At 72.0% G+C, this 23,821-nt stretch carries 21 protein-coding genes; 12 read left to right on the top strand and 9 right to left on the bottom strand.

Annotated elements, in window-relative coordinates:
- Positions 1–85: 85 nt before the first annotated feature.
- Together HYN04_RS00175 and recQ are read left to right on the top strand one after the other, a co-directional pair.
- Complete coding sequence (locus HYN04_RS00175) at positions 86–1,837, top strand: N-acyl-D-amino-acid deacylase family protein (protein ID WP_110448879.1); 1,752 nt, start codon at positions 86–88, stop codon at positions 1,835–1,837.
- A 58-nt stretch (positions 1,838–1,895) separates the two neighbouring features.
- Complete coding sequence (gene recQ / locus HYN04_RS00170) at positions 1,896–3,758, top strand: DNA helicase RecQ (RefSeq protein WP_110448878.1); 1,863 nt, start codon at positions 1,896–1,898, stop codon at positions 3,756–3,758.
- A gap of 3 nt (positions 3,759–3,761) precedes the next feature.
- Here recQ and HYN04_RS00165 read toward each other — a convergent pair whose 3' ends face one another.
- A complete protein-coding gene (locus HYN04_RS00165) occupies positions 3,762–5,891 on the bottom strand; it encodes a TonB-dependent siderophore receptor (protein WP_110448877.1) in 2,130 nt (709 codons plus the stop codon).
- 117 nt (positions 5,892–6,008) lie between these two features.
- Between HYN04_RS00165 and HYN04_RS00160 the strand changes: the two genes are divergently transcribed.
- The 3 genes from HYN04_RS00160 to HYN04_RS00150 are packed head-to-tail and all read left to right on the top strand — an operon-like array spanning position 6,009 to position 9,435.
- Positions 6,009–6,740, top strand: coding sequence for an ABC transporter ATP-binding protein (locus HYN04_RS00160; protein ID WP_110448876.1), 732 nt, complete (start codon positions 6,009–6,011; stop codon positions 6,738–6,740).
- Entirely contained in the window at positions 6,737–8,185 is a 1,449-nt protein-coding gene (locus tag HYN04_RS00155) for an ABC transporter permease (protein ID WP_110448875.1), read from the top strand. Before HYN04_RS00160 ends, HYN04_RS00155 begins: the two co-directional genes overlap by 4 nt.
- Positions 8,182–9,435 carry a DUF3526 domain-containing protein gene (locus HYN04_RS00150; RefSeq protein WP_110448874.1) on the top strand — a complete coding sequence of 418 codons (1,254 nt, stop codon included), beginning with the start codon at positions 8,182–8,184 and terminating at the stop codon, positions 9,433–9,435. Before HYN04_RS00155 ends, HYN04_RS00150 begins: the two co-directional genes overlap by 4 nt.
- Here the strand turns inward: HYN04_RS00150 and gyrB are convergent, their stop codons facing one another.
- From gyrB to hrcA, 5 genes are all read right to left on the bottom strand, one after another.
- Positions 9,436–11,895, bottom strand: a complete 2,460-nt coding sequence (gyrB, locus tag HYN04_RS00145; protein WP_110448873.1) for a DNA topoisomerase (ATP-hydrolyzing) subunit B — start codon at positions 11,893–11,895, stop codon at positions 9,436–9,438.
- A complete protein-coding gene (gene recF / locus HYN04_RS00140) occupies positions 11,892–13,034 on the bottom strand; it encodes a DNA replication/repair protein RecF (RefSeq protein WP_110448872.1) in 1,143 nt (380 codons plus the stop codon). The genes gyrB and recF overlap by 4 nt, the downstream gene beginning before the upstream one ends.
- Before the next feature lie 52 nt (positions 13,035–13,086).
- Positions 13,087–14,205, bottom strand: coding sequence for a DNA polymerase III subunit beta (dnaN, locus tag HYN04_RS00135; protein WP_110448871.1), 1,119 nt, complete (start codon positions 14,203–14,205; stop codon positions 13,087–13,089).
- Positions 14,206–14,313: 108 nt separating this feature from the next.
- Complete coding sequence (gene grpE / locus HYN04_RS00130) at positions 14,314–14,901, bottom strand: nucleotide exchange factor GrpE (RefSeq protein WP_110448870.1); 588 nt, start codon at positions 14,899–14,901, stop codon at positions 14,314–14,316.
- A gap of 69 nt (positions 14,902–14,970) precedes the next feature.
- On the bottom strand, positions 14,971–16,038 hold the full coding sequence (gene hrcA / locus HYN04_RS00125) for a heat-inducible transcriptional repressor HrcA (protein WP_110448869.1): 1,068 nt from the start codon (positions 16,036–16,038) through the stop codon (positions 14,971–14,973).
- A 122-nt stretch (positions 16,039–16,160) separates the two neighbouring features.
- Between hrcA and rph the strand changes: the two genes are divergently transcribed.
- Positions 16,161–16,886 (top strand): ribonuclease PH, encoded by a 726-nt coding sequence (gene rph, locus HYN04_RS00120; RefSeq protein ID WP_110448868.1) that lies wholly within the window; start codon positions 16,161–16,163, stop codon positions 16,884–16,886.
- 93 nt (positions 16,887–16,979) lie between these two features.
- Here rph and HYN04_RS13350 read toward each other — a convergent pair whose 3' ends face one another.
- The 3 genes from HYN04_RS13350 to HYN04_RS00110 all read right to left on the bottom strand — a co-directional run bounded on the left by HYN04_RS13350 (position 16,980) and on the right by HYN04_RS00110 (position 17,991).
- Complete coding sequence (locus HYN04_RS13350) at positions 16,980–17,135, bottom strand: hypothetical protein (protein ID WP_162599492.1); 156 nt, start codon at positions 17,133–17,135, stop codon at positions 16,980–16,982.
- A gap of 122 nt (positions 17,136–17,257) precedes the next feature.
- Positions 17,258–17,461: a helix-turn-helix domain-containing protein gene (locus tag HYN04_RS00115; protein WP_110448867.1), complete on the bottom strand. Its 204-nt coding sequence runs from the start codon at positions 17,459–17,461 to the stop codon at positions 17,258–17,260.
- Positions 17,461–17,991: a DUF2975 domain-containing protein gene (locus HYN04_RS00110; protein WP_110451223.1), complete on the bottom strand. Its 531-nt coding sequence runs from the start codon at positions 17,989–17,991 to the stop codon at positions 17,461–17,463. Before HYN04_RS00110 ends, HYN04_RS00115 begins: the two co-directional genes overlap by 1 nt.
- A 114-nt stretch (positions 17,992–18,105) precedes the next feature.
- On the opposite strand from HYN04_RS00110, the gene rdgB reads away from it, so the two are divergent.
- The 6 genes from rdgB (at position 18,106) to HYN04_RS00080 (ending at position 23,780) form a co-directional block, all read left to right on the top strand.
- The gene (gene rdgB, locus HYN04_RS00105) at positions 18,106–18,705 is read left to right on the top strand and encodes an RdgB/HAM1 family non-canonical purine NTP pyrophosphatase (RefSeq protein ID WP_110448866.1); all 600 of its coding nucleotides are present in this window, start codon (positions 18,106–18,108) and stop codon (positions 18,703–18,705) included.
- Positions 18,702–19,859, top strand: a complete 1,158-nt coding sequence (hemW, locus tag HYN04_RS00100) for a radical SAM family heme chaperone HemW (protein ID WP_110448865.1) — start codon at positions 18,702–18,704, stop codon at positions 19,857–19,859. Before rdgB ends, hemW begins: the two co-directional genes overlap by 4 nt.
- 45 nt (positions 19,860–19,904) lie before the next feature.
- On the top strand, positions 19,905–20,774 hold the full coding sequence (rsmI, locus tag HYN04_RS00095) for a 16S rRNA (cytidine(1402)-2'-O)-methyltransferase (protein WP_110448864.1): 870 nt from the start codon (positions 19,905–19,907) through the stop codon (positions 20,772–20,774).
- Complete coding sequence (locus HYN04_RS00090) at positions 20,771–21,157, top strand: YraN family protein (protein WP_110448863.1); 387 nt, start codon at positions 20,771–20,773, stop codon at positions 21,155–21,157. The genes rsmI and HYN04_RS00090 overlap by 4 nt, the downstream gene beginning before the upstream one ends.
- Before the next feature lie 64 nt (positions 21,158–21,221).
- Complete coding sequence (gene gshB, locus HYN04_RS00085; RefSeq protein ID WP_110448862.1) at positions 21,222–22,169, top strand: glutathione synthase; 948 nt, start codon at positions 21,222–21,224, stop codon at positions 22,167–22,169.
- A 90-nt stretch (positions 22,170–22,259) separates the two neighbouring features.
- On the top strand, positions 22,260–23,780 hold the full coding sequence (locus HYN04_RS00080) for a YifB family Mg chelatase-like AAA ATPase (RefSeq protein ID WP_110448861.1): 1,521 nt from the start codon (positions 22,260–22,262) through the stop codon (positions 23,778–23,780).
- The last annotated feature ends 41 nt before the right edge of the window (positions 23,781–23,821 follow it).

The raw sequence follows: 23,821 nt of genomic DNA, 5'->3' as shown, positions 1-23,821 counted from the left end.
GAAAGGCGCCGGGTGTCTTGACCGGCGCCCCGGCATGGGCGCTGAATCCTCCCCACGCGGCGGGGACCGCGACGGAGGGAATGTCATGGCCGGACGGGAACGCGCCTACGACCTGGTGATCCGCGGCGGGACCGTGATCGACGGCTCCGGGGCGCCGGGCTTCGAGGCCGACGTGGCGGTGAAGGACGGGCGGATCGCCGCCGTCGGCGCCGTCAGCGGGTCAGGCGCCGAGGAGATCGACGCGCGGGGCAGTATCGTCACCCCCGGCTTCGTCGACATCCACACCCACTATGACGGCCAGGTCACCTGGGACCACCACCTCACCCCCTCCGCCTGGCACGGGGTCACCACCGCCGTCATGGGCAATTGCGGGGTCGGCTTCGCCCCCTGCCGGCCCGAGGATCACGACCGGCTGATCCGGCTGATGGAGGGGGTGGAGGACATTCCCCATCCCGTCCTCGCCGAGGGCCTGCCCTGGAACTGGGAGAGCTATCCCGACTATCTCCAGTCCCTGTCCGGCCGGGCCTACGACCTGGACGTCGGCGCCCAGCTGCCGCACGCGGCCCTGCGGGTCTTCGTCATGGGCGAGCGCGGCGCGAACCGGGAGCCGGCCAGCCCCGCCGACATCGCCGCCATGTCGGCCCTGGCGAAGCGGGCCATGGAGGCCGGCGCCCTGGGCTTCTCCACCTCGCGCACCCTCAACCACCGCACGTCGGACGGCCAGCCGACGCCGACCCTGACCGCCGCCGAGGACGAGCTGATGGGCATCGCCCTGGGGCTGAAGGCCGCCGGGCGCGGCGTCCTGCAGTTCGTCTCCGACTTCGCCGACCCGGCCGCCGAGTTCGGCCTCATGCGCCGGCTGGTGGAGGCCTCGGGCCGGCCCCTGTCCTTCAGCCTGCTGCAAGGCCCCAAGGCGCCCGACGCCTGGCGCGACCTGCTGGCCGCCCTGTCCGCCGCCACCGCCGACGGCCTGCCCATGCGGGCACAGGTAGCCGGCCGGGGGGTGGGCGTCCTCCTGGGCTTCGAGCTGACCCTCAATCCCTTCAGCCATACCGAGGCCTGGAAATCCGTGGCGACCCTGCCCTTAGGGCAGAGGCTGGCGCGGCTGGCGGAGGCCGCCTTCCGGGCCGCCCTGCTGGACGACGCCGCGACGCCTGGCAGCGCCGCCATCGCCTCGCGCCTGACCCGGGACTGGGACAACATGTTCCTGATGGCCGAGACGCCAGACTACGAGCCGACCCGCCAGGACTCGATTTCCGCCCTGGCCCGGGCCCGGGGCGTGACGCCTGAGCAGGTCGCCCTGGAGCACATGATGAGCCGCGACGGGCGGGGCATGCTCTACCTGCCCTTCCTCAACTATGCCGACGGCGGGCTGGACCCGGCCTACGACATGCTGCGCCACCCGGACTGCGTGGCCGGCCTTTCGGATGGCGGGGCCCATGTGGGCATGATCTGCGACGGCAGCTTCCCGACCACCAACCTGACCCTCTGGGCCCGGGACCGGACCCGGGGGCCGCGCCTGCCCCTGGAGCACATGGTCCGCCTGCAGACCCGGGCCACGGCCGAGACGGTGGGCCTGCTGGACCGGGGGCTGGTGGCGCCGGGCCTTCGCGCCGACCTCAACGTCATCGACTTCGACCGGCTGGCGGTGGAACCGCCGTCGGTGGGCTACGACCTGCCGGCGGGCGGGCGCCGCCTCCTGCAGAGGGCCCGGGGCTATGTCGCCACCCTGGTGGCCGGACAGGTCACCTATCGCGACGGCGAGCCCACCGGCGCCCTGCCCGGGCGGCTGGTGCGCGGCGCCCAGGACGCCCCGGTCGCCCTGGCGGCGGAATAGGCCCGGTCGCCCCGACCCAACCCCTTCGCAGGCGGGGCGGGCCGCGCGATAGAGGGGCATGTCCGACGATTCGCTCAAGGAGGCGCAGGAGGTCCTGCGCCGTGTCTTCGGACACCCCGGGTTCCGTGGGCTTCAGGCGTCGGTGATCGCCGAGGTCATGGCCGGGCGTCCGGCCCTGGCCGTCCTGCCCACCGGCGGCGGCAAGAGCGTCTGCTACCAGATCCCCGCCCTGCTGCGACCGGGCCTCGGCCTGGTGGTCAGCCCCCTCATCGCCCTGATGGCCGACCAGGTGGCGGGCCTGGTCCAGGCCGGGGTGGCCGCGGCCCGGCTGGACTCCCTCACCTATCCCGAGGCCCGGGCCGCCACCTGGGCGCGGATCGAGGCCGGGACCCTGGACCTGCTCTATGTCTCGCCGGAGGGGCTGCTCCAGCCCTGGATGCTGGAGCGGCTGTCGCAGGTTCCCCTCTCGGTCATCGCCATCGACGAGGCGCACTGCGTCAGCCAGTGGGGCCATGACTTCCGGCCGGAGTACCGGCAGCTGGGCCAGCTGGCCGGCCTGTTCCCGGGGGTCCCGCGCCTGGCGGTCACCGCCACCGCCGACGCCCGGACCCGGCGGGACATCCGCGAGGGCCTGCACCTGGGCGAGGCCCGGGAGTTCGTCGCCTCCTTCGACCGACCGGAGCTGGCCCTGTCTGCCGAGCGCAAGGCCGGGACCGGCCGCAGGCGGGTGCTGGAGCTGGCCAAGGCGCGGCGCGACCGGCCCGGGGTGATCTACGCCGGCTCCCGGGACGGGACCGAGGCCCTGGCCGCCGAGCTGTGCGCCGCGGGCCTGCCGGCCATGGCCTACCACGCCGGCCTGGACCGCGACCTGCGCGAGCGCCGCCTGGCCGAGTTCCTGGCTTCCGACGCGGCGGTCATGGTGGCGACCATCGCTTTCGGCATGGGGGTGGACAAGCCGGACGTCCGCTATGTGATCCACGCCGATCCGCCCGCCTCCATCGAGGCCTACTGGCAGGAGGTGGGCCGGGCCGGGCGCGACGGCGAGCCGGCCGAGGGGATCACCCTCTACGGGGCGGCGGACATGGCCTGGGCCCTGCGCCGGCTGGACGGTCAGGCCCTCTCCGACGAGGTGCGCGCAGTGCAGGTGCGCAAGGTGCGCCAGCTCTACGCCCTGCTGGACGGGGGCGCCTGCCGCACGGCGGCGGTCCGCCGCTACTTCGGCGAGGAGGGGGTGGCCGACTGCGGGCGCTGCGACAATTGTTTGAATCCCCCGAAGGGCGCGGACCTGACCCTCCAGGCTCAGAAAGTCCTGTCGGCGGCCCAGCGACTGAACGGGCGGTATGGCCGGGGCCGGCTGGTGGAGCACCTCCTCGGCAAGACCCGCGAGCCCTCGGCCTTCGAGGCGGGGCTGAGCACCTTCGGGGTCGGCGCCGAGCTTTCGGCGGGGGACTGGCGCGGCCTGATCGACCAGCTGATCTTCGACGGCCTGCTGCGCGAGGACCCGAACGAGGGCCGCCCCCTCATCGGCCTGGGCGACGCCGAGGCGGTGCGGGCGGTCTACCGCGGGGAGCGACGGGTGGAGGGACGCCTGTCCCAGGGGCGCCCCCCCGGGTCCGGGGACGGTTCCCCCGACGGTGGCGGGACGCCGGGACGACGCCGCCGCGACGCTTCGGAGACCGTCTTCGAGGGCGATCCGCAACTCTTCGCCGCCCTTCGCGCCTGGCGCCGGGCTGAGGCGATCCGCCAGAAGGCGCCGCCCTATGTCATCTTCAGCGACCGCACCCTGGCGGAGATCGCCACCCGCAGGCCCGCCGACGCGGCGGCCCTGTCGCGGGTCAGCGGCGTGGGCGAGAGCAAGCTGGCCCGCTACGGTCCCGCCGTCCTGGCCCTGGTGGCGGGAGAGGTCCCGCCCGGCGACTGAGCCTCAGAAGCGCAGGCGTACGCCCACTGAGCCCGTCCTCGGGGCCCCCGGCTGGACCCAGAGGGTGGAGAAGCTGTTGGTGTAATGGGTCTCGTCGAACAGGTTCTGAACCTCGCCAAAGACCTCGACCTGGTCGGTGGCGCGCCAGGCGCCGAACAGCCGGACCAGGGTGTAGGCGGGCAGCTCGAACTTCGTCGCGGTCTCTCCGAGGCGCTCGCCCACGTGCTGGACGCCGACGCCGAGGCGGACCTCGGTTTCGCCAAGGGTGAAGTCGCGCGCGACCTGTCCGTTGAGGCTGTGCCGCGGCACGTTGATCAGCCGGTCTCCCTTGCGGATCTGGAGGGAGAAGTTGGGATCGAGGACATCGGAGCGGGCCTCAGCCTCGACATAGGCGTAGGACAGGAGGGCCTCGACCCCGCCGGGGAGGCGGCCGTTCAGGTCGAACTCCAGCCCCTGGCTGCCGGCCTTGCCGATGGGCAGGGAGAAGCCCGGATTGGCCGGGTCAGCAGCGAGAACCTGGCTCTTTCGCATCGAGAAGACGGCCAGGGTCCCGGTCAGGTCGCCGTCCAGGAGGGTGAACCGGGCGCCGGCCTCGAAGGACCGGCTGGTCTCGGGATCAAAGATCTCGCCCCTGGCCGTAGCGCCGATATTGGCGCGGAAGCCCTCGCCGTAAGCGGCGAAGAAGGACAGGGACGGGGCGGCGGTCCAGACCAGGCCAACCTGCGGGCTGAGGCGACTTTCCGAGCGGCTCTGGGACACGCCCGTCGCCCGGTTGAGGCTTTCCAGGGAGAAGTCGTCATAGCGGACGCCCAGCCGGACCTGCAGGGACTCGGTGAGCGCGATCTGGTCCTGCAGGTAGAGGCCAGCCGCCTCCTGCACATCAAGCCGGTTGGTCAGCGGCCCCGGGGTCGGCAGCGGGAACCGGCCATAGACCGGGGCAAAGACGTCAATGACGTTGGCGGCCTGGTCCGAGGGATTGCCGCTGACGGCCGCGGGCCGGAACCTCAGGAACAGCTGGCTGTTCTCGAAGCGGTCGAAGTCGGCGCCGGCAAGGAGGCGGTGGCGCAGGCCAAAGGCCTGGAAATCGCCCGACAGCTCTCCCCGAAGGACAGCGTGATCAGCCTCGTAATCTCGGAATCGTCTCTGCCGGGATAGGGATCTGCCGTCGACACTGAGCTTCTGCCGGGAGGCGGCGAGTTCGGCCTCGGTGGAGAACCCGGTCAGGTTTGTCGTACGGAAGCCGGCGCCGACAAGCAGGCTCCAGGTGGAGCTCAAGTCGTGCTGGACTTCCAGCTGCTGCCCCGTGGCGTCCGCCTCGATAGGGCCGTCGCCGGGCTCGCCCAGGAAGGTCCGTCGGTCCACCTTGCCCAGAACGCCGCCAATGGCCGGGACGCCGCGGTCGAAGGGCGCCTTCTGGCGGGTGACCTCCAGGTCGTAGGTGACCATGGTGTCCTCACCCAGCCGGAATCCGAAGGAGGGCAGGAAGCCATAACGCTCGGTGCTGACTGTCCGTCGGAAGCTCTCGGCCTCGTCGTAGAAGCCGACAAGCCGGGCTCCGAAAACCTCCCCGGCTGCGATATTGACGTCAGCCTCAGCCCGGCGGGCGCTGAACCCGCCAAGGCTGGCGCTCAGGGATCCTCCGGTCTCACCGAACCGGGCCTTTCGGGTAACGATGTTCACCGTCCCCCCCGGCTCGCCGCGGCCGAAGAGAGCGGCGTTGGGGCCCTTCAGGATCTCGATGCGCTCGACGCCGGCGACGTCCCTCGGGCCGCCAAAACCACGTCCGCCATTGAAGCCGTTCACGAGATATCCGCTGGGGAGGTTCTCGTCCCCGGCGAAGCCGCGCACCGCATAGGCGTCCCAGAGACCGCCGAAATTGTTCTGCCGGGCGACCCCCGCATTGAGGTCCAGGGCCTCTGTCAGGCCGGTGATGTTGTTGTCCTGAAGGGTGCGCTGCGAGATCACCGCCAGGCTCTGGGGCGTCTCCTGCAGCGTGAACTGGCCCCGATAGGCCTGTCTCTGTCCGGTGACCACGACCTCGGAGACGCCTTCGGCGACCTCCGCCAGGGCCGCGCTGGAGATGCAGGCAAGGCCGGCCGCGAGAAGAAGGGTCGACTTGGATGGGGAGTTCACCGGGCCCTCTCGGAGTGTTATATTGTATCGGCAATCGTCTTAGCCGCCAGGCGCCTGCTGTCAATGCTATGTTATATCAGCATTGACAGGGCGCCGAGCCCGCGGGAACAAACAGACATGCCGGACCTGACCGCCGCCGAACCCGTCATCGATGTCCGCAAACTCTGCGTCGACAGGGGCGGGACCCCCGTTCTGAAGGGCCTGCACCTGTCGGTGAACGCCGGTGAGGTCTACGCCCTGCTCGGCGGCAATGGAGCAGGCAAGTCGACCACTCTGGCCGTCCTGATGGGCCTGCTGCGGCCCTCGAGCGGATCGGTGCGCGTGATGGGCCTCAACCCCGCAGCCCAGGCCGACGCCGTCCGCCAGCGTATCGCCTACCTGCCGGAGACCGTCGCCCTTTACGAGACCCTGAGCGCCTACGAGAACATCGGCTACTTCCTGGGCCTGTCCGGCGCACGACCCTCGCGGGCGGAGATGGATGCAGCCCTGGACGCGGCGGGACTGCAGGCTGGGGCCCGGTCCCGGCGGACCGGCGGTTTCTCCAAGGGCATGCGGCAGAAGGTGGCGATCGCCATGGCCCTCCTGCGGGAGGTTCCCGTCCTGCTGCTGGACGAGCCGACGACGGGCCTCGACCCGGCCGCAGCATCGGACTTCAACACCCTGGTGGGAGGCCTGCGCCAACGGGGCGCCGCGGTCCTGATGGTGACCCACGACCTTCTTGGGGCGGCGGACTGCGCCGACCGGATCGGGTTCCTGGCCGGGGGCGGGATCGTCGAGGAGGTCCGGACCGAGGGCGGGCTGGACGTCCTTTCGCTTCACCGCCGATTTGGCGAGGCCGCCGCCGGATGAGTGCGGTCCTCCGAATCGCCGCAAACGAACTGCGCCTCATGGCCCGGGCGCGGGTCGCCCAACTGGCCGTCGCCCTGGTGGTCGTCCTTTCCGCCATCGCCGCCCTGACTTCCATTTCGCAGGGCCGGGAAAGCCAGGAGATCCGGAGCCGGTTCCAGGCCCAGGCGGACCGGGAGTTCGATGGTCAGCCCGCCCGACACCCGCACCGGATGGTGCATTACGGACACTTCGTCTTCCGGCCCCTGCCCGCCCTTGCAGGCTTCGATCCGGGCGTCGACGCCTTCACCGGATCGACCCTGTTCCTCGAGGGCCACAGGCAGAACAGCGCCAACTTCGGGGACGTCCGGCAGTCCTCCCTGCTGGTCCGGTTCGGCCAGTTGACCCCCGCCTTCGTGATCCAGGCGCTTGGACCCCTGGTCCTGATCTTCCTCGGCTTTGGAGCCATTGCGCGGGAACGGGACTCCGGCCTGCTGCGCCTGCATTTCGCCCAGGGGGTGACAGCTGGCCAGGTGGTTCTGGGAAAGGCCGCAGCGCTTTCGGTCGTCGCCGGGCTCATCCTGGCGCCTGCGCTCGCCGCCCTGGCCTGGCTCACCATCACCGCCGGCGCTGCGCCCGTGGCCGCCCTGATGCTGGCGGCGGGCTATGCAGCCTACCTGTTGGTCTGGGTGCTGGTCACCACTTCAGTCTCCGCCCTGGCCCCAAGCAGTCGCACCGCCCTCGCCACCCTTGTCGCCGCCTGGGCCCTGTCGGCGATCCTCGCCCCCCGGCTGGCGACGGACATCGCCCTCCTGGCGGCCCCCCATCCGACCCGGCTGGAAACCGACATCGCCATCCAGCGGGACCTGAAGGAGATCGGTGACAGCCATAACCCCGACGATCCCTACTTCAACGCCTTCCGGGCTTCAGTCCTGAAGACCTACGGGGTGGCGCGCGTCGAGGACCTGCCGGTGAACTACCGGGGCCTGATCGCCATGGAGGGAGAGCGGCTGACCTCATCCCTCTTCGAGCGTTACGCCGAGCGCCAGTTCAACGACCAGAGACGCCAGTCCGGACTGGCCCTTGCCCTCGGACTGGTCAGCCCGACCCTGGCGGTGCGGAGCCTGTCCATGGCCGCCTCCGGGACAGACCTTGAGGGTCACCGGCGGTTCCTGCGACAGGCGGAAGCCTACCGCTACGCCATCGTACAGAGGCTGAACCGCCTCCAGGCGGAGCGCCTGACCTATTCAGACGACAGCAACCGCAACAGCGACCCGGAGGCGGGCCGCCGGGTCCGGATTGACCCCGGCGCCTGGAGCCAGACGCCGGACTTCGTCTACCGGCCGGCCTCCACCACAGAGGCCCTGGGGGCTGCGACCCCGGGACTGCTGCTTCTGGGCGCCTGGATGGCCATTGCGGGGGGCCTGGCCTGGACGGCCAGTCGGCGGTTGGGAAGGGCAGGCGCATGACCCGTCTGGGACAGGAGCTGCGACTCTTCCTGCGCCAGAAGCTGGCGCTCCCCACGCTGGCCCTGCTCGCCATCTTGTCCACCGTCAGCGTCGGCGCCGGGATTTCCGAGATCCGCCGCCAGACCGAGACCATCGCCCGGATCCAGCCCCTCCAGGCGGCGGAGGAGGCCGCTGTGGCGGCCTGGGTCGCCCGGGACGGCGACGCGGGAAACGCCGCCTACTACACCTTCCATGCGACCTGGGACCGGCCCTCCGCCCTCGCCTTCGCCGCCCTCGGGCAACGCGACGTGGCGCCCTATGTGCTTCGGGTCCGCGCCCTGGCCCTCGAGAGCCAGATCCATGAAGGCGAGAACTACAATGCGGAGCTCGCCCTGCCCGGACGCTTCGACTGGGCCTTTGTGCTGACCTTCCTGGCCCCCTTGATCCTCGTTGTCCTGCTGCATGACCTGATCTCGGGAGAGCGGGAGGCGGGGAGACTCCAGGCCCTTCAGGCGGCGGGGGGGCGGGCAGGGCTCTGGACCCGTCGGGCGGGCCTCCGGCTGGGCCTGGTCTTCGTCGCCGTGGCCGCACCCTTTGTCGCCGGCGCCGCAGCGTCCGGGGCGCAGGCCGTCGCAGTCCTGTCGATGCTGGGCGTCGCGGGCCTCTATCTGCTGTTCTGGTCCCTGGTCTGCCTGGGCGTCGGCGCCCTCGGACGCAGCTCGGTGGCCAATGGCGCTGTCCTGGCGGCGACCTGGGTCATCCTGAGCCTGGTCCTGCCGGCCCTGGCGCACATCGCCATCAACCGCGCCAATCCGGTCCGGCAGGGGGTCGAGTTGACCCTCGCCCAGCGCGAGGCCGTCCACGCCGGCTGGGACAAACCAAAGGACGCCACCCTTGGCGCCTTCTTCAAGGTCCATCCGGAATGGCGGGACACGCCGCCAGTCACCTCGGGATTCCACTGGAAGTGGTACTACGCCTTCCAGCACCTCGGGGACCTGAGCGTGGCCGACCCGGTCCGAGCCTACCGGCGGGGGCTTGAGTCACGGGACGCCTGGACGGGCAGGGTCGGCCTCGTCCTCCCGGCGGTGGGGGTGCAGACGGCCCTGCACCGGATAGCGGGAACGGACCTGGCGGCCCAGCTTGCCTACCAGGACCGGATCCGGGCCTTCCACGAGCGGATCCGGCGGTTCTACTACCCCTACATCTTCAACGAGACGCCGTTCCGCGCGGCGGACTTCGCAAAGGCCCCCCGCTGGGCGGAGGGCGACTGATCAGACGTCGACCTCGGCGTCGAGGGCGTTCTCCTGGATGAACTCCCGGCGCGGCTCGACGAGGTCCCCCATCAGGCGGGTGAACATGTCGTCCGCGTCGTCGGCATGGGCGACCCGGACCTGGAGGAGGGTGCGGGCCTCGGCGTCGAGGGTCGTCTCCCAGAGCTGCTCGGGGTTCATCTCGCCCAGGCCCTTGTAGCGCTGGATGGTCAGGCCCCGGCGGCCGGCCTCCATGATGGCGGCGGTCAGGTCGAGGGGCCCGCGGACCCGGGTCGTGCGGTCCCGTCGGGTGAAGGTGGCCGTCCCGGAGAAGGGCTCGGACAGGGCCAGGGCGCGCTCGGCCAGGCGCCGGGCGTCGGCGGCGGCGATCAGGAGATCGTCCAGGACCACCCGCTCGGTCACGCCGCGGCGGCGGCGGGAAAAGGCGAAGCCGCCCGCCGGCGCGGTCTCTCCGGACCAGGGGCCGTCACCCTCCTCGGCATAGAGGTCGAGACGCCGCGCGGCGGCGGCGGGATCGCCCTCCTCGCCGAACAGGCCGGCCAGGGCCGCCTGCTCGATGGCGAAGGCTGGCGCCCGGGCGGTGAGGCGCTCGATATTGGCCCGGGCCGCCCGTGAGGCCTGGACGAGGTTCAGGAGGTCCTGGCCGGTCAGGCGCTCGCCGGAGGCGAGGTCGAGGGTCGCCCCGTCCACGCCCTCTTCGGTGAGGTAGGCCTCCAGCTCAGTATCGTCCTTGAGGTAGCGGGAGGAGCGGCCCTTGGCGGCTTTGTAGAGCGGCGGCTGGGCGATGTAGAGGTAGCCCCGCTCGATCACCTCGGGCATCTGCCGGTAGAAGAAGGTCAGCAGCAGCGTGCGGATGTGGGCGCCGTCGACGTCGGCGTCCGTCATGATCACGATCTTGTGGTAACGGATCTTCTCGATGTTGAAGTCGTCGCGCCCGATGCCGGCGCCGAGGGCGGTGATCAGGGTGCCGATCTGGTCGGAGCCCAGCATCCGGTCGAACCGGGCGCGCTCGACATTGAGGATCTTGCCGCGCAGGGGCAGGACGGCCTGGTTCTCGCGGTTTCGGGCCTGCTTGGCCGAGCCGCCGGCGGAATCCCCCTCGACCAGGAAGATCTCGGACTTGGCGGGGTCCTTCTCCTGGCAGTCGGCGAGCTTGCCGGGCAGGGAGGTGATGTCGAGGGCCGACTTGCGCCGGGTGAGTTCACGGGCCTTGCGGGCGGCCTCCCGGGCCGCGGCGGCCTCGGCGATCTTCTGGACGATCATCCGCGCCTCGACGGGATGTTCCTCGAACCAGTTGGCCAGGCCTTCGCCCACCAGGCCCTCGACGGCTGGACGGACCTCTGACGAGACCAGCTTGTCCTTGGTCTGGGACGAGAACTTGGGGTCCGGCACCTTGACCGACAGCACGCAGGTCAGGCCCTCGCGGGCGTCCTCGCCGGACAGGCTGACCTTCTCGCGCTTGGCGGCGCCGCTGGTTTCGGCATAGCCCGAGATGATCCGGGTGAGGGCCGAGCGGAAGGCCGCCAGGTGGGTGCCGCCGTCCCTCTGCGGGATGTTGTTGGTGAAGCAGAGGACGTTCTCGTGGTAGCTTTCGTTCCACCACAGGGCGAGGTCGATCTCGACGCTGTCGCGACGGCCCCGCACCACGACGGGTTCCTTCATGAGGGGGGACTTGGCCTTGTCGAGGTGGCGCACGAAGGCCTCCACCCCGCCCTCGTAGTGCATGATCTCTTCCCAGGGCTCGGCCTCGCGGTTGTCACGCAGGCGGATGTGGACCCCGGAATTGAGGAAGGCGAGTTCGCGCAGGCGGTGCTCCAGCGTGCGGCGGTCGAACTCGATGAAGGCGAAGGTCTCCCGCGAGGGCAGGAAGGTGACCTCCGTGCCCGTCAGGGGCTCGCCCGACTCGCGCAGGGGTGAGGCGCCCGTAATCACCAGGGGCGAGACGGCGTCGCCTCGGCGGAACGTCATCTCGTGGGCGCGGCCGCCCCTGTGGACTTTGAGCTTCAGCCAGTCGGAAAGGGCGTTGACCACAGACACGCCCACGCCGTGCAGGCCGCCGGAGACCTTGTAGGCGTTCTGGTCGAATTTCCCGCCGGCGTGGAGTTGGGTCATGATGACCTCGGCCGCCGAGACCCCCTCGCCCTCGTGGATGTCGGTGGGAATGCCGCGGCCGTCATCGGTGACGGTGCAGGACCCGTCGGCGTTGAGGATCACCTCGACGCGGGAGGCGTGGCCGGCCAGGGCCTCGTCGATGGCGTTGTCCACCACCTCGTAGACCATGTGGTGCAGGCCCGAGCCGTCATCGGTGTCTCCGATGTACATGCCCGGCCGTTTGCGGACGGCGTCGAGCCCCTTGAGGACCTTGATCGACTCCGCGCCATAGGCGGCGGCGGCTTCTTCAGGGGTTTCCACTGGGGCTTCCACTGGGGTTTCGTTCGGGGTCTGGGATTCGTCGGTCATGGGGTGTCCGCAACAGCCAGCCGGGAGCCCTCGACCCGGAGCCTGAGGGCGCGGCCCGCAAGCTCCTCGAAGAGAGGGTCGTCCGTGCCGGTCAGGAAGGCCTGAAGCCCGAGCGCCTCGATTTCGTCGAACAGCGCGGCCCGCCGGCGGCGGTCCAGGTGCGCTGCAACTTCATCCAGCAACAATACAGGCGCCGGCGCTGATTCGGCACGGGAAAGACGCGCCGCCTGGGCCAGGACGAGGTTGAGGACCAGGGCCTTCTGTTCGCCCGTCGAGCATTCGGCGGCGGGCCGGCCGCGCTCGGCGTGGATGACGGAGAGATCCCCCCGGTGCGGGCCGGTCAGGGACCGCCCGGCCGTCCCGTCCCGCCCCCGGGCGGCGGCCAGGGCGGCGGCCAGGGCCTGCTCGAGGGCCGCGCCGGACTCGCCCCCCGCCGCGCGCTTCTCCCACTCGCCCAGGGGGGCGATCCGGGCCTGCGGGAAGGGTCGGTCTCCCCGGGCGTCGATCTCGGCCTGGAGAACGGCGAGGGTGCGGGCCCGCGCCTCCGCCAGCCGGGCGCCGCTGAGGGCCAGGCGCTGCTCGAGGGCGTCCAGCCAGACGCCGTCCGCCGGACCGTCGGTCAGCAGGCGCAGGCGTTCGCGCAGGGCCTTCTCGTAGGCCTGGGCGTGGGCGGCGTGGGCGGGTTCGGCGGCGAAGACCAGGCGGTCCAGGAACCGGCGGCGCTCTCCGGCCGCCTCGAGGAAGAGGCGGTCCTGGGCGGGGGTCAGCCAGGCGGGCCGGACCAGGTCGGTGAGCCGGGCGGGAGGAACGGCCTCACCCTCCAGGCGCACGGCGCGGCGCGCGGCGCCGGCGGTCTCGACGCCGACCCCGATGCGGACCGGCTCGCCGCTCACTTCCAGGAGGGCCGAGACCGCCCAGGCCCGGCCGGCGGTCTCGTCCGGCGCGCGGCGCCCGATCTCCGGCAGGGCGGCGTTGCGCAGGCCCCGGCCTGGCGAGAGCAGGGATACGGCCTCCAGGATGTTGGTCTTGCCGGCCCCGTTCGGACCGGTCAGCACCACCATCCGGCCATCCAGCGGGATGTCCGCCCGCTCGTAGGAGCGGAAATCCGTCAGGGACAGGCGTGTCAGGACCGAGCGCACGGCCCCAGTCTATAGCCGCTTCGGGAGGCCGGGGTGAGGGTCGATCGGTGCGTCAGACGCGCAGGGGCATGAGGACGTAGCGGACGTCCGGGTCCGTGGGATCCAGCACCAGGGCCGGGTCGTTCGGACCGCCGAAACGGAACTCGGCCTGCTCGGCGCTGATCTGGTCCGTCACGTCCAGCAGGTAGCGGGCGTTGAAGGACAGCTCGAAGGCCTCGCCGTCGTAGTCGACTTCGAGCTCCTCGACCGCCTGGCCCGCCTCCATGTTGCGGACCGTCAGGGTCATCCGGCCCGGCTCGATGGCCATGCGCACCGACCGGCTCTTCTCGGCCGAAATGGTGGCGACCCGGTCGACGGCCCGGGCGAAGAGCTGGTTGTCAACCATCATGACCCGGTTGTTGTCCCGGGGAATGACGCGGGCGTAGTCAGGGAAGCTGCCGTCGATGACCTTGGAGGTCAGGGCCGCGGCGCCGAAGTCGAAGCGCACCTTCTGGGGGCTGACGGCCAGGTCGACGCTCTCGCCGGCGTCGTCCAGCAGGCGGCGGGCCTCGCCGATGGTCTTGCGGGGCACGATGACGCCCGGGGCGCCCACCGAGCCTTCGGGGGCCGGCATCTCGGCGAGGGCCAGGCGGTGGCCGTCGGTGGCGACGGCGCGCAGGCGGGGGATCCCGCCCTCGGTGACCGTGTGGAGGTAGAGACCGTTCAGGTAGTAGCGCGTCTCCTCGGTGGAGATGGCGAAGCGGGTGCGGTCGATCAGGCGGATAAGGTCGTTCACGTCCACGGCCACACGGCCGGACAGGCCGTCGGAGGACATGACGGGGAAGTCGCCGGCCGGCAGGACCGGAAGGCTGAACCGCGAGCGGCCCGCAGAGACGGACAGGCGCGGGTCCTCGCCGGTCCAGGCCAGGGTGACCTCGGCGCCCTCGGGCAGCTTGCGGACGATCTCGTAGAGGGTGTGGGCGGGCGCCGTGACCTGCCCGGCCTGCTCGACCCGCGCCTCGGCCTCGTCGACGATCTCCATGTCGAGGTCGGTGGCCGAGAAGCTGAGGCGGCCGCGCTCGGCGGACAGCAGCACGTTGGAGAGGATCGGGATGGTGTTCCGGCGCTCCACCGCGCTCTGGACGTGTCCCAGGGCTTTCAGCAGTGCGGCGCGCTCGATCGTCAGCTTCATCAGTCGGGTCCGGTGTGGGCCGGGGACGGCGGCGGCGGAGCCGTCTCCGTCCCGTGGGGTGGATTCCCGACTTTAATCATTTGTCGGGCTTGGGAAAGGGGGCCGGAGTCAGGCGCGGGTATCCAGGCGGCCGCCCGGACCCTCTCCGCCGGGCGCGGCGCCGCCGGAACCCCGCGAGGCGACCACGACCATGGCCGGGCGCACAAGACGGCCCAGCAGTTCGTAGCCGGGCTGCAGGCACTGGATTACCGCACCGGGGGCGAGGTCAGGGCTCTCCTGCTCCATCATCGCCTGGTGCAGGTGCGGGTCGAAACGGTCCCCTGCAGACGGCTCCACCGACTTCAGTCCGTTGGACTCGAAGGCCGCGAGAAGGGCCTTCTGGGTCATCTCGACGCCGACCACGAAGTTGCGCACACCCGCGTCCTCGCCGGCGGGCGGGGCTGTCAGGGCCCGGCCCAGGGTGTCAGCCACCCCCAGCAGGTCCCTGGCGAACTTCTGGATGGCGTAGGCCCGTGCGTCGTTGGTCTCGCGCTCGGCCCTGCGACGGATGTTCTCGGCGTCCGCGGCGTAGCGCAGCACCTGTTCCTTGAGCGCCGCGACCTCGGCCTCGAGGGCGGATGGGCCATCGACCTCGCCATCGGCGCCGGCCTGCGCCTCCGACGGCGCCTCTTCGGGGGACTGGGGATCCTCGGACATGTCTCACTCAACCTCTCTGGACCGGGCCGCCGGGCCCGTGTCTTCACGCGCCGGGGACAGGCCCCGGCCTCAGACGCCGGCCATCTGGGACAGGACCCTGGCGGTGTAGTCGACCAGGGGAATGACCCGCGCATAGTTCAGCCGCGTTGGGCCGATCACGCCGATGGCTCCAAGCAGCTTCTTCTGGCCCGACATATAGGGCGCCGCAATGACCGCGGAACCGGAAAGCGAGAAAAGGCGCGTCTCGGCGCCGATGAAGATGCGCACGCCCTGGGCCTCGCGCACCCCGTCCAGAAGGCCGATCAGCTGTTCCTTCTGCTCCAGGTCGTCAAACAGCATCCGCACCCGCTCGAGGTCCTCGAGGGTTTCGCGGTCGGCCAGGAGGTTGGCGCGGCCGCGGACGATCAGGGCGCGGTCACGCCCCTCGCCGCCGCCCCAGACCGCCAGCCCCTCCTCGACGAGGCGGGCGGCGGCGACATCCAGCTGGCGCCGGGCGTGGTCGAGCTCGGAGCGGATGTCCTGTCCGGCCTCGGCCAGGGTCTTGCCGCGCATCCGGACGTTGAGGAAGTTCGACGCCTCCTGGAGGGACGAGGGCGTGACCCCGGCGGCCAGCTGCATCAGCCGGTTCTCGACGGCGCCGTCCTCGAACACCACCACGGCCAGGGCCTGGTCGACGCCCAGGGCGACGAACTCCACGTGCTTGACGCCGGCCTCGCGCATGGGGGCCACGACGATGCCGGCGCCGCCCGCCAGGCCGGAGAGGAGGGACGAGGCCTCGTTCAGCATGTCTTCGAAGGACCGGCCGCGGCCGGCCAGCCGCTGTTCGATCTCCCGGCGCTCGCTGTCGCCGACATCGCCCACCTCCATCAGGCCGTCGACGAAGAGCCGGAGGCCCGCATGGGTCGGCAGGCGGCCGGCGCTGATGTGCGGAGCGCCGAGCAGACCCAGCTCCGTAAGGTCCTGCATGGTGTTGCGGATGGAGGCGGGGGACAGCTGGACGCCGCCCCGGGACAGGGTGCGCGACCCCACGGGCTCGCCGGTCTCGAGATAGGTCTCTACGACCCGGCGGAAGATTTCGCGGGCGCGGTTGTCGAGTTCGGCGAGGGTCGGACCCCGCGGGAGGAACTGGCCGGTCACGTTCGGGGGAGTCCTGTTTCCGGTCGGGCATGGACGCAGGCCCGAGGTTACAGGATAAGCACCCACCCCGCCGGCGCAAGGCGCCGGGACCGCTTCACCCTTCGCCGGAGCCTGCCCGACCCATGACCGCCAAGCGTCCCTTTGACCGCGCCGCCGACAGCCTGAGGACCGTGACCCTGGAGACCGGGGTGAACCGCTATGCCGAGGGCTCCTGCCTGGTCGCCTTCGGGCACACCCGGGTCCTGGTGACCGCCAGCGTCGAGGAGCGGGTTCCGCCCTTCCTTCGCGGGCGCGGCCAGGGCTGGGTGACGGCCGAGTACGGCATGCTGCCCAGGGCCACCCACACCCGCGGCCGGCGGGAGGCCTCAGAGGGCAAGCAGTCGGGACGGACCCAGGAGATCCAGCGCCTGATCGGGCGCTCCCTGCGGGCCGTGGTGGACATGGCCGCCCTGGGCGAGCGCCAGATCTCCCTGGACTGCGACGTGATCCAGGCGGATGGCGGCACGCGGACGGCGGCCATCACCGGCGCCTGGGTGGCCCTTCGCCAGGCCACCGACCTGCTGGTTCAGGAGGGGATGATCGCCCGCTCGCCCCTGCTCGACCAGGTGGCGGCGGTGTCCTGCGGGGTCTGCCAGGGCGTCCCTGTGCTGGACCTTGAATACGAGGAGGATTCCAACGCCGAGGCCGACGCCAACTTCGTCCTGACAGGGGCGGGGGATATCGTGGAGATCCAGGCCACCGGCGAGAAGCGGGGCTTCACCCGGGCCGAATTCGAGGCCCTGTTCGGCCTGGCCGAGAAGGGGATCGGAGAGCTTTTCGCCCTCCAGCGGGCGGCGGCCGCGGCCTGAACCCGCTAGGGAGACGGGCGACCCCTCAGGGCCGCCCGTTCCCGGCGCCGGACCCCCGTCGGGAGAGACAGCGGCGGCCGGCGCGGACCGCGATCAGAAGCGGGCGTTCAGTAGGTGCCGGAAGGCGGCCGGCGACAGGCGGCCGATTTCCTCGGCGAACGGCATCATCAGGCCATCGAGGATGGCCTCCAGGCGACGCAGCAGGCCGTCGAAGACGTGGATGTCGCGGATGTCCAGGACGTGGGCCATGGCGAGCTCCTTGTGCAATGCAATAAATGTTGCGGTGCACATAGGCCTGTATGCCCGGCAGCGCAAGGCTCCGGGGGCCCTGGAACCCCTCATGTTGCAATGCGGCGACACCTGACGCGGGGTCAGGGCTCCCAGGTCAGGATGTCGCCGGGCTGGCAGGCCAGTTCCCGGCAAAGGGCCTCGAGGGTCGAGAACCTCAGGGCCTGGGCGTCACCCGCCTTGAGGATGGCCAGGTTGGCGGCGGAAAGGCCCGTCCGGTCGGCCAGTTCGACGAGGGACATGCGGCGCTCCACGAGCAGTCGGTCGAGGTGGAACCGGACGGGCATCAGATGGTCAGCTCCGCCTCGCGCCGCAATCGGGCCCCCTCCCGGAAAACCTCGGCCAGGACGATGACCACGAGGATCGAGAACCAGGCGGTCAGGGACAGGTTGGGTCTTTCAGGCGCCGCCTGTGGCGGCAGAAGGGCTCCCAGGAGCCAGACCGCGTAGCGGACCAGCTCCAGGCCGGCCAGGCCTGCGGCCACCACCCTCAGCCGGGTGACGTTGTCGGGGTGGAAGGGATCGCCGGCCTTCAGGGTGGCGAAGACCTCGCGCAGGCGACTCACGATCACAAGGACGCCTGCAACGAACAAGGTGGCGGTGAGCATCCTGGCCAGGACCACCGCCCAGGCCTGGATCCTGTCCAGGCCCTCGAACCGAACGCGGTCCCCAAAGGGCATGTCCGGGTTGAAGGCCGCAAGGACCCCGTAGAGCAGGCCCGCCGCAAGGATCGCCAGAAGGACGAGAAGCAGGAGGCGGGCCAGGTCGAGGACCGCCTTGAGCAGGCTAGAGAGGGAGCCCGGGCCGAGGGCTCGCATGGTCGGCATGTCGTGACCCCCCGGTTCCGTTCCGCCGTCAGCGCCCTTATGTCGCGAAAGCGGCGTCATTCGCGTTAAATTGTCGTAAGGGCCGGATGGGCCGCGGAGTTCAGCATGGCGATCAGACTTGAGGCCGGGGCGCGCCTGGTGGTGGCGACCCACAATCCGGGCAAGGCCCGGGAGCTGGCCGAGATCCTCGAGGGCCGCTACCGGCTGGTCACCGCCGGCGAGCTGGGCCTCTCCGAGCCCGAGGAGACCGAAGCGACCTTCACCGGCAACGCCCTCCTGAAGGCCCGCGCGGCGGCCATGGCCAGCGGCCTGCCCGCCCTGGCGGACGATTCCGGCCTGTCCGTCGCGGGACTGGACGGGGCGCCGGGCGTCCTGTCGGCCCGCTGGGCCGGCCCGGGCAAGGACTTCGCCCCCGCCATGGCGCGGATCGAGCGGGAACTGGCCGAGCGCGGCGCGGACAGCCCGCGCGCCTATTTCACCTGCGCCCTGGCCCTGGCCTGGCCTGACGACCTGGCGGTGGTGGCCGAGGGCCGGATCGACGGCGACCTGGTCTTTCCGCCCCGGGGCGACCGGGGCTTCGGCTACGACCCCATCTTCCGGCCCGATGGCCACGACCTGACCTTCGGCGAGATGGATCCCGCCGCCAAGGACGCCATGAGCCACCGGGCCCGGGCCTTTTCACGCCTGAAGGCGGCCCTGGCTTGACCCCCGACCCCGACGCGGCGGGCTTTGGCGTCTACGTCCACTGGCCCTACTGCGCCCGGATCTGCCCCTACTGTGACTTCAACGTCCACCGTGACAGGCGTCCCGGCGAGGCGGCCGAGCTGGCCCGGGCGATCGTCGACGACCTGGCCCGGCGGGCCGCGACCACGGGGCCGCGGCGGCTGGGCTCGATCTTCCTTGGCGGCGGCACGCCCTCGCTGATGCCGCCCGAGGCCGTGGCGGAGGTCATCGAGGCCTGCCGGCGGCGCTGGGAGGCCAGCCCGGACCTTGAGGTGAGCCTGGAAGCGAACCCGACGGACGCCGAGGCCGGGCGGTTCGCCGCCCTGGCTGACGCCGGGGTCAACCGCCTGTCCCTGGGCCTGCAGTCCCTGGAGGACGAGGCCCTGGTCCAGCTGGGCCGCAACCACGATGCGGCGGCCGGACGGCGGGCGACGGAGGCGGCCCTGGCGGTCTTTTCCAGGGTCTCCATCGACTTGATCTACGCCCGGCCTGGCCAGACGCCGCAGGCCTGGGCGGCGGAGCTGGATGCGGCCCTCGACCTGGGCGCCGGCCATGTCTCGCCCTACCAGCTGACCATCGAGCCGGGGACGGCCTTCGAGCGGGCGGTGCGCCGCGGGCGGCTGGTCCCGCCCGACGATTCCGGCGCCGCGGACCTTTGGGACGTGACGCAGGACCGGCTGTCCGCCGCAGGCTTCGAGGCCTACGAGGTTTCCAACCACGCCCGCACCCCCGCCGACCGGTCCCGGCACAACCTGACCTACTGGCGGGGCGGCGACTGGCTGGGCGTCGGGCCGGGGGCGCACGGGCGGCTCACACTGGACGGGGTGCGGCGGGGGCAGGTCTGCGCAGCACGTCCCGCCGACTACATCGCCGCCGTCGCCCGGGGCGAGGGCGAGGGGGAGGCCGAGGTCCTCCCGGCGCCAGAGGCCGCCGTGGAGCGGGTCCTCTCCGGCCTGCGGCTGGCCGAGGGCGTCCCTTTCCGGGAGCTGTCCGTCCTTGGCCTGTCGCCCGGACACCCCGAGGTGCGCGACCTGGCCGAAGCGGGCCTTCTGGCCGCCGACCCGGACCGGCTGAGAGTCACCGCATACGGCCGCCGCCTGCTCGACGCCGTGCTGGAGCGCCTGCTGGCCCGCTGATACGGGCGCCTTGCATTGGCCGCATAATGCCGCGAAGGCTGGGCCATGAGCCGCAGACCCCCGCCGCCGCCCCTGTCCGACGCCCCCCTGGCGCCCGGCCTCTACCTGGTGGCGACTCCCATCGGGAACCTGAGGGACATCACCCTGCGGGCCCTGGACATCCTGTCGGCGGCCGACCTGGTCCTGGCCGAGGACACCCGGGTGACGGGCAAGCTTCTCGCAGCCTACGGCCTGTCGAAGCCCATGGCCCGGTATGACGAGCACGCGGGCGGGCGCACGGCGCCCCGGGCCCTGGCCCTGCTGGAGCAGGGCGGGCGGGTGGCCCTCGCCTCCGACGCCGGCACCCCCCTGGTCTCGGACCCGGGCTTTCCCCTGGTCCGGGAGGCCATCGCCCGGGGCCTGCCCGTCTTCGCCGCGCCCGGCCCCTCGGCGGCCCTGGCGGCCCTGACGGTCTCGGGTCTGCCCGCCGAACGCTTCCTCTTCGCCGGCTTCCTGTCGCCGAAGTCCGCCGCCCGCCGGCGGGAGCTGGCCGAGCTGGCGGGGGTCCGCGCCACCCTCATCCTGTTCGAGGGCGGCAGCCGGCTGAAGGCGAGCCTGACAGACATGGCCGAGGTGCTGGGGCCCCGCCCCGCCGCCGTCGCGCGCGAACTGACCAAGCTGCACGAGACCCTGGTGCGCGGGCCCCTGGACGCCCTGGCCGCCGACCCGGCGCTGGACCATCCCTTGGGCGAGGTGGTGATCGTGATCGCCCCCGGCCGCGAGGAAGCCGCCACGGCGGACGACGCCGACGCGGCCCTGGCCGAGGCCCTGACGCGCCTTTCACCCGGCGAGGCGGCCTCGGAAGTCGCCCGGGCCCTGGGCCTGCCCCGGCGCGAGCTCTATCGCCGGGCCCTGGACCTGAAGGGCGCCGGATGAAGGCGGCGGCCCGGCCCTGGCGGCGCAGGCTGGGGGCCCTGGCCCGGTCCGGCGGCCGCCGGGCCGAGTGGGTGGCCCTGGCCTGGCTCATGCTGAAGGGCTGGCGGATCCTGGGCTTCCGGTTGAAGACCCCCCAGGCCGAGATCGACATCCTGGCCCTGCGCGGACCCGTCCTGGCGGTGGTGGAGGTCAAGTCCCGCGCCAGCCTGGAGGCGGCGCTGGAAGCCGTGGGTCCCGACCAGAGGGACCGGCTGAGGCGGGCGGGGCGGACCCTGGCCGCCCGCAGGCCGGACCTCGCCGGCCGGACCGTGCGCCTGGACCTGGTGGCCCTGGCCCCCGGGCGTCGCCCCCGCCACCTGGCCGACGCCTGGGCGGGGCAGTAAGGGGCGGGGCTTTGACGCGCAGCGGGCGGGCCGTGCTAGAAGGCCCCCGGAGAGGGAGCCCGCCATGAAGCTGAACGTCGCCGTCCAGATGGACCCGCTGGAGCATATCCGCATCCAGGGAGACTCCACCTTCGCGATGATGCTGGAGGCCCAGGACCGGGGCCACGACCTCTTCGTCTACACGCCGGACCGCCTGGCCCTGGAAGGCGGACGCCTGATGGCCCGCGGCCGGTCCGTCCGGGTGAAGGACGTCCAGGACGAGCACGCCGCCTTCGGTCCATGGGAACAGCGCGACCTTTCAGAGGCCGACGTGGTCCTGCTGCGCCAGGACCCGCCCTTCGACATGGCCTACATCACCACCACCCACTTCCTGGACGCCATCCACCCCAAGACCCTGGTGGTGAACAACCCGGCCGAGGTGCGTAACGCCCCGGAGAAACTGTACGTCACCACCTTCCCGGGGGTGCAGCCGCCGACCCTGATCACTTCGGATGTCGAGGCCCTCTACGACTTCCGCGCCCGGCATGGGGACATCGTGCTCAAGCCCCTCTACGGCGGCGGCGGCTCGGGCGTGGCCCGCCTGCTGGCGGACGACCCCAACCTTGACGCCCTCCTGGACCTGCACCGGATGATCGGCCGCGAGCCGGTGATCGCCCAGAAGTTCATCCCGGCGGTGACCAAGGGGGACAAGCGCATCCTGCTGGTGGACGGCGAGCCCGTCGGCGCCATCAACCGCGTGCCGGCGCCCGGGCAGATCCGCTCGAACCTGGCCGTGGGCGGCCGGGCCGACGCCGTGGAGCTGACCGCCAGGGACCTGGAGCTCTGCGCCATCATCGGCCCGCAGCTGAGGGCCCGGGGCCTCCTGTTCGTCGGCGTCGACGTGATCGGCGACTACCTGACCGAGATCAACGTCACCTCCCCCACCGGCGCGCGCGCCCTGAAGCGCCTGTCGGGCATCGACGCCATCACCGCGCTCTGGGACGTGATCGAGACGAAGCGCGCCGGCGGCTGAGCCGCCTTCGGTTCCGTATTTGTTCTTGCGAGGCGGCGGGCGTCATGCTTGTCTGCCGTTGGGGACCGGGGCGCAGCGCAAGGAGCGCTCATGGCCGCCCGCGTCACCACCCTGGCCTTCCTGGGCGTCGAGGCCCGACCCGTCGAGGTCGAGGTCCAGCTGACCGCCGGCGAGCAGAAGTTCGTCCTGGTGGGACTGGGCGACAAGGCCGTGGCCGAGAGCCGCGAGCGCGTGCGGGCCGCCTTCGCCGGCCTAGGCCTGGCCATGCCGGGCCGCCGGATCATCTGCAACCTGGCCCCCGCCGACCTGCCCAAGGAGGGCAGCCACTATGACCTGCCCATCGCCCTGGCCGTGATGGCGGCCATGGGGGTGATCCCGCCCGACGCCCTGGAGGGCTGGGCGGCCATGGGCGAGTTGTCCCTCGACGGGCGGATCACCGCCTCGGCCGGCGCCCTGCCGGCGGCGGTGGCGGCGGGCGGCCTCGGGCTGGGCCTGATCTGCCCCGAGGCCAGCGGGCCGGAAGCCGCATGGGCGGGATCGACCCCGGTGCTGGCGCCGCCCAGCCTGGTGGCCCTGGTCAACCACTTCCGCGGAACCCAGGCGCTCTCGCCCCCGGAACCGGGCGCCCTGACCGAAGGCGCGCCCGCCCCCGACCTGAGCGAGGTGCGCGGCCAGGAGACCGCCCGGCGGGCCCTGGAGATCGCCGCCGCCGGGGGCCACAACCTGCTGCTGACCGGGCCGCCCGGGGCGGGCAAGTCGATGATGGCCGCCCGCCTGCCCGGCCTGTTGCCGCCCCTGTCCGCCGCCGAGCTGCTCGAGACCTCCATGGTCCACTCGGTGGCCGGCCTGATCGCCCGGGGCGAGCTGACCCGGGCCCGGCCCTTCCGCGCGCCGCACCACTCGGCGACCATGGCGGCCCTGACCGGCGGCGGCGCGCGCATCCGCCCGGGGGAGGCCTCCCTGGCGCACAATGGCGTGCTGTTCCTGGACGAGTTGCCGGAGTTCAGCGCCCAGGCCCTGGACTCCCTGCGCCAGCCTCTTGAGACCGGCGAGATCACCGTCGCCCGGGCCGCCGGGCACGTGCGCTATCCGGCCCGGTTCCAGCTGGTCGCCGCCCAGAACCCCTGCAAGTGCGGCAAGGGGGGCGAGGGTCGGGGCGCCTGCGGCCGGGCGCCGCGCTGCCAGGTCGACTACCGGGCGCGGGTGTCGGGGCCCTTCCTGGACCGCATCGACCTGCAGGTGGAGGTTCCCGCCGTCCGCGCCGCCGACCTCGCCCTGCCCGCCGCCGCCGAGGGCTCAGCCGTGGTCGCCGCCCGGGTGGAGGCCGCCCGGGAGATCCAGGTCCGGCGCGCGGCCGAGGCCGGACGTCCCGAGACCGAGGCGGCCAACGCCCGGGCGTCCGGCGACTGGCTGCAGGCCATCGCCGACCCCGAGCCCGAGGCCCGCGCCCTTCTGACCCGCGCCGCCGATGCCGCGGGCCTGACCGCCCGGGGCTGGAGCCGGGTGCTGAGGCTGGCGCGAACCCTGGCGGACCTGGACGCCGAACCGGTCGTCGCCCGCCGCCACGTGGCCGAGGCCCTGGCCTACCGGGGGGTCGGCGCCGGGGCGTGATCCGCGGCGATCGGGGCCCGCACCCAAGCGGTTGACCGCGC

Origin of the sequence: Phenylobacterium parvum (assembly GCF_003150835.1) — a bacterium.
GTDB classification, from domain to species: domain Bacteria; phylum Pseudomonadota; class Alphaproteobacteria; order Caulobacterales; family Caulobacteraceae; genus Phenylobacterium; species Phenylobacterium parvum.
The sequence above is the reverse complement of the archived record's forward strand: the minus strand, read 5'-3'. Positions and strand labels throughout refer to the sequence as shown.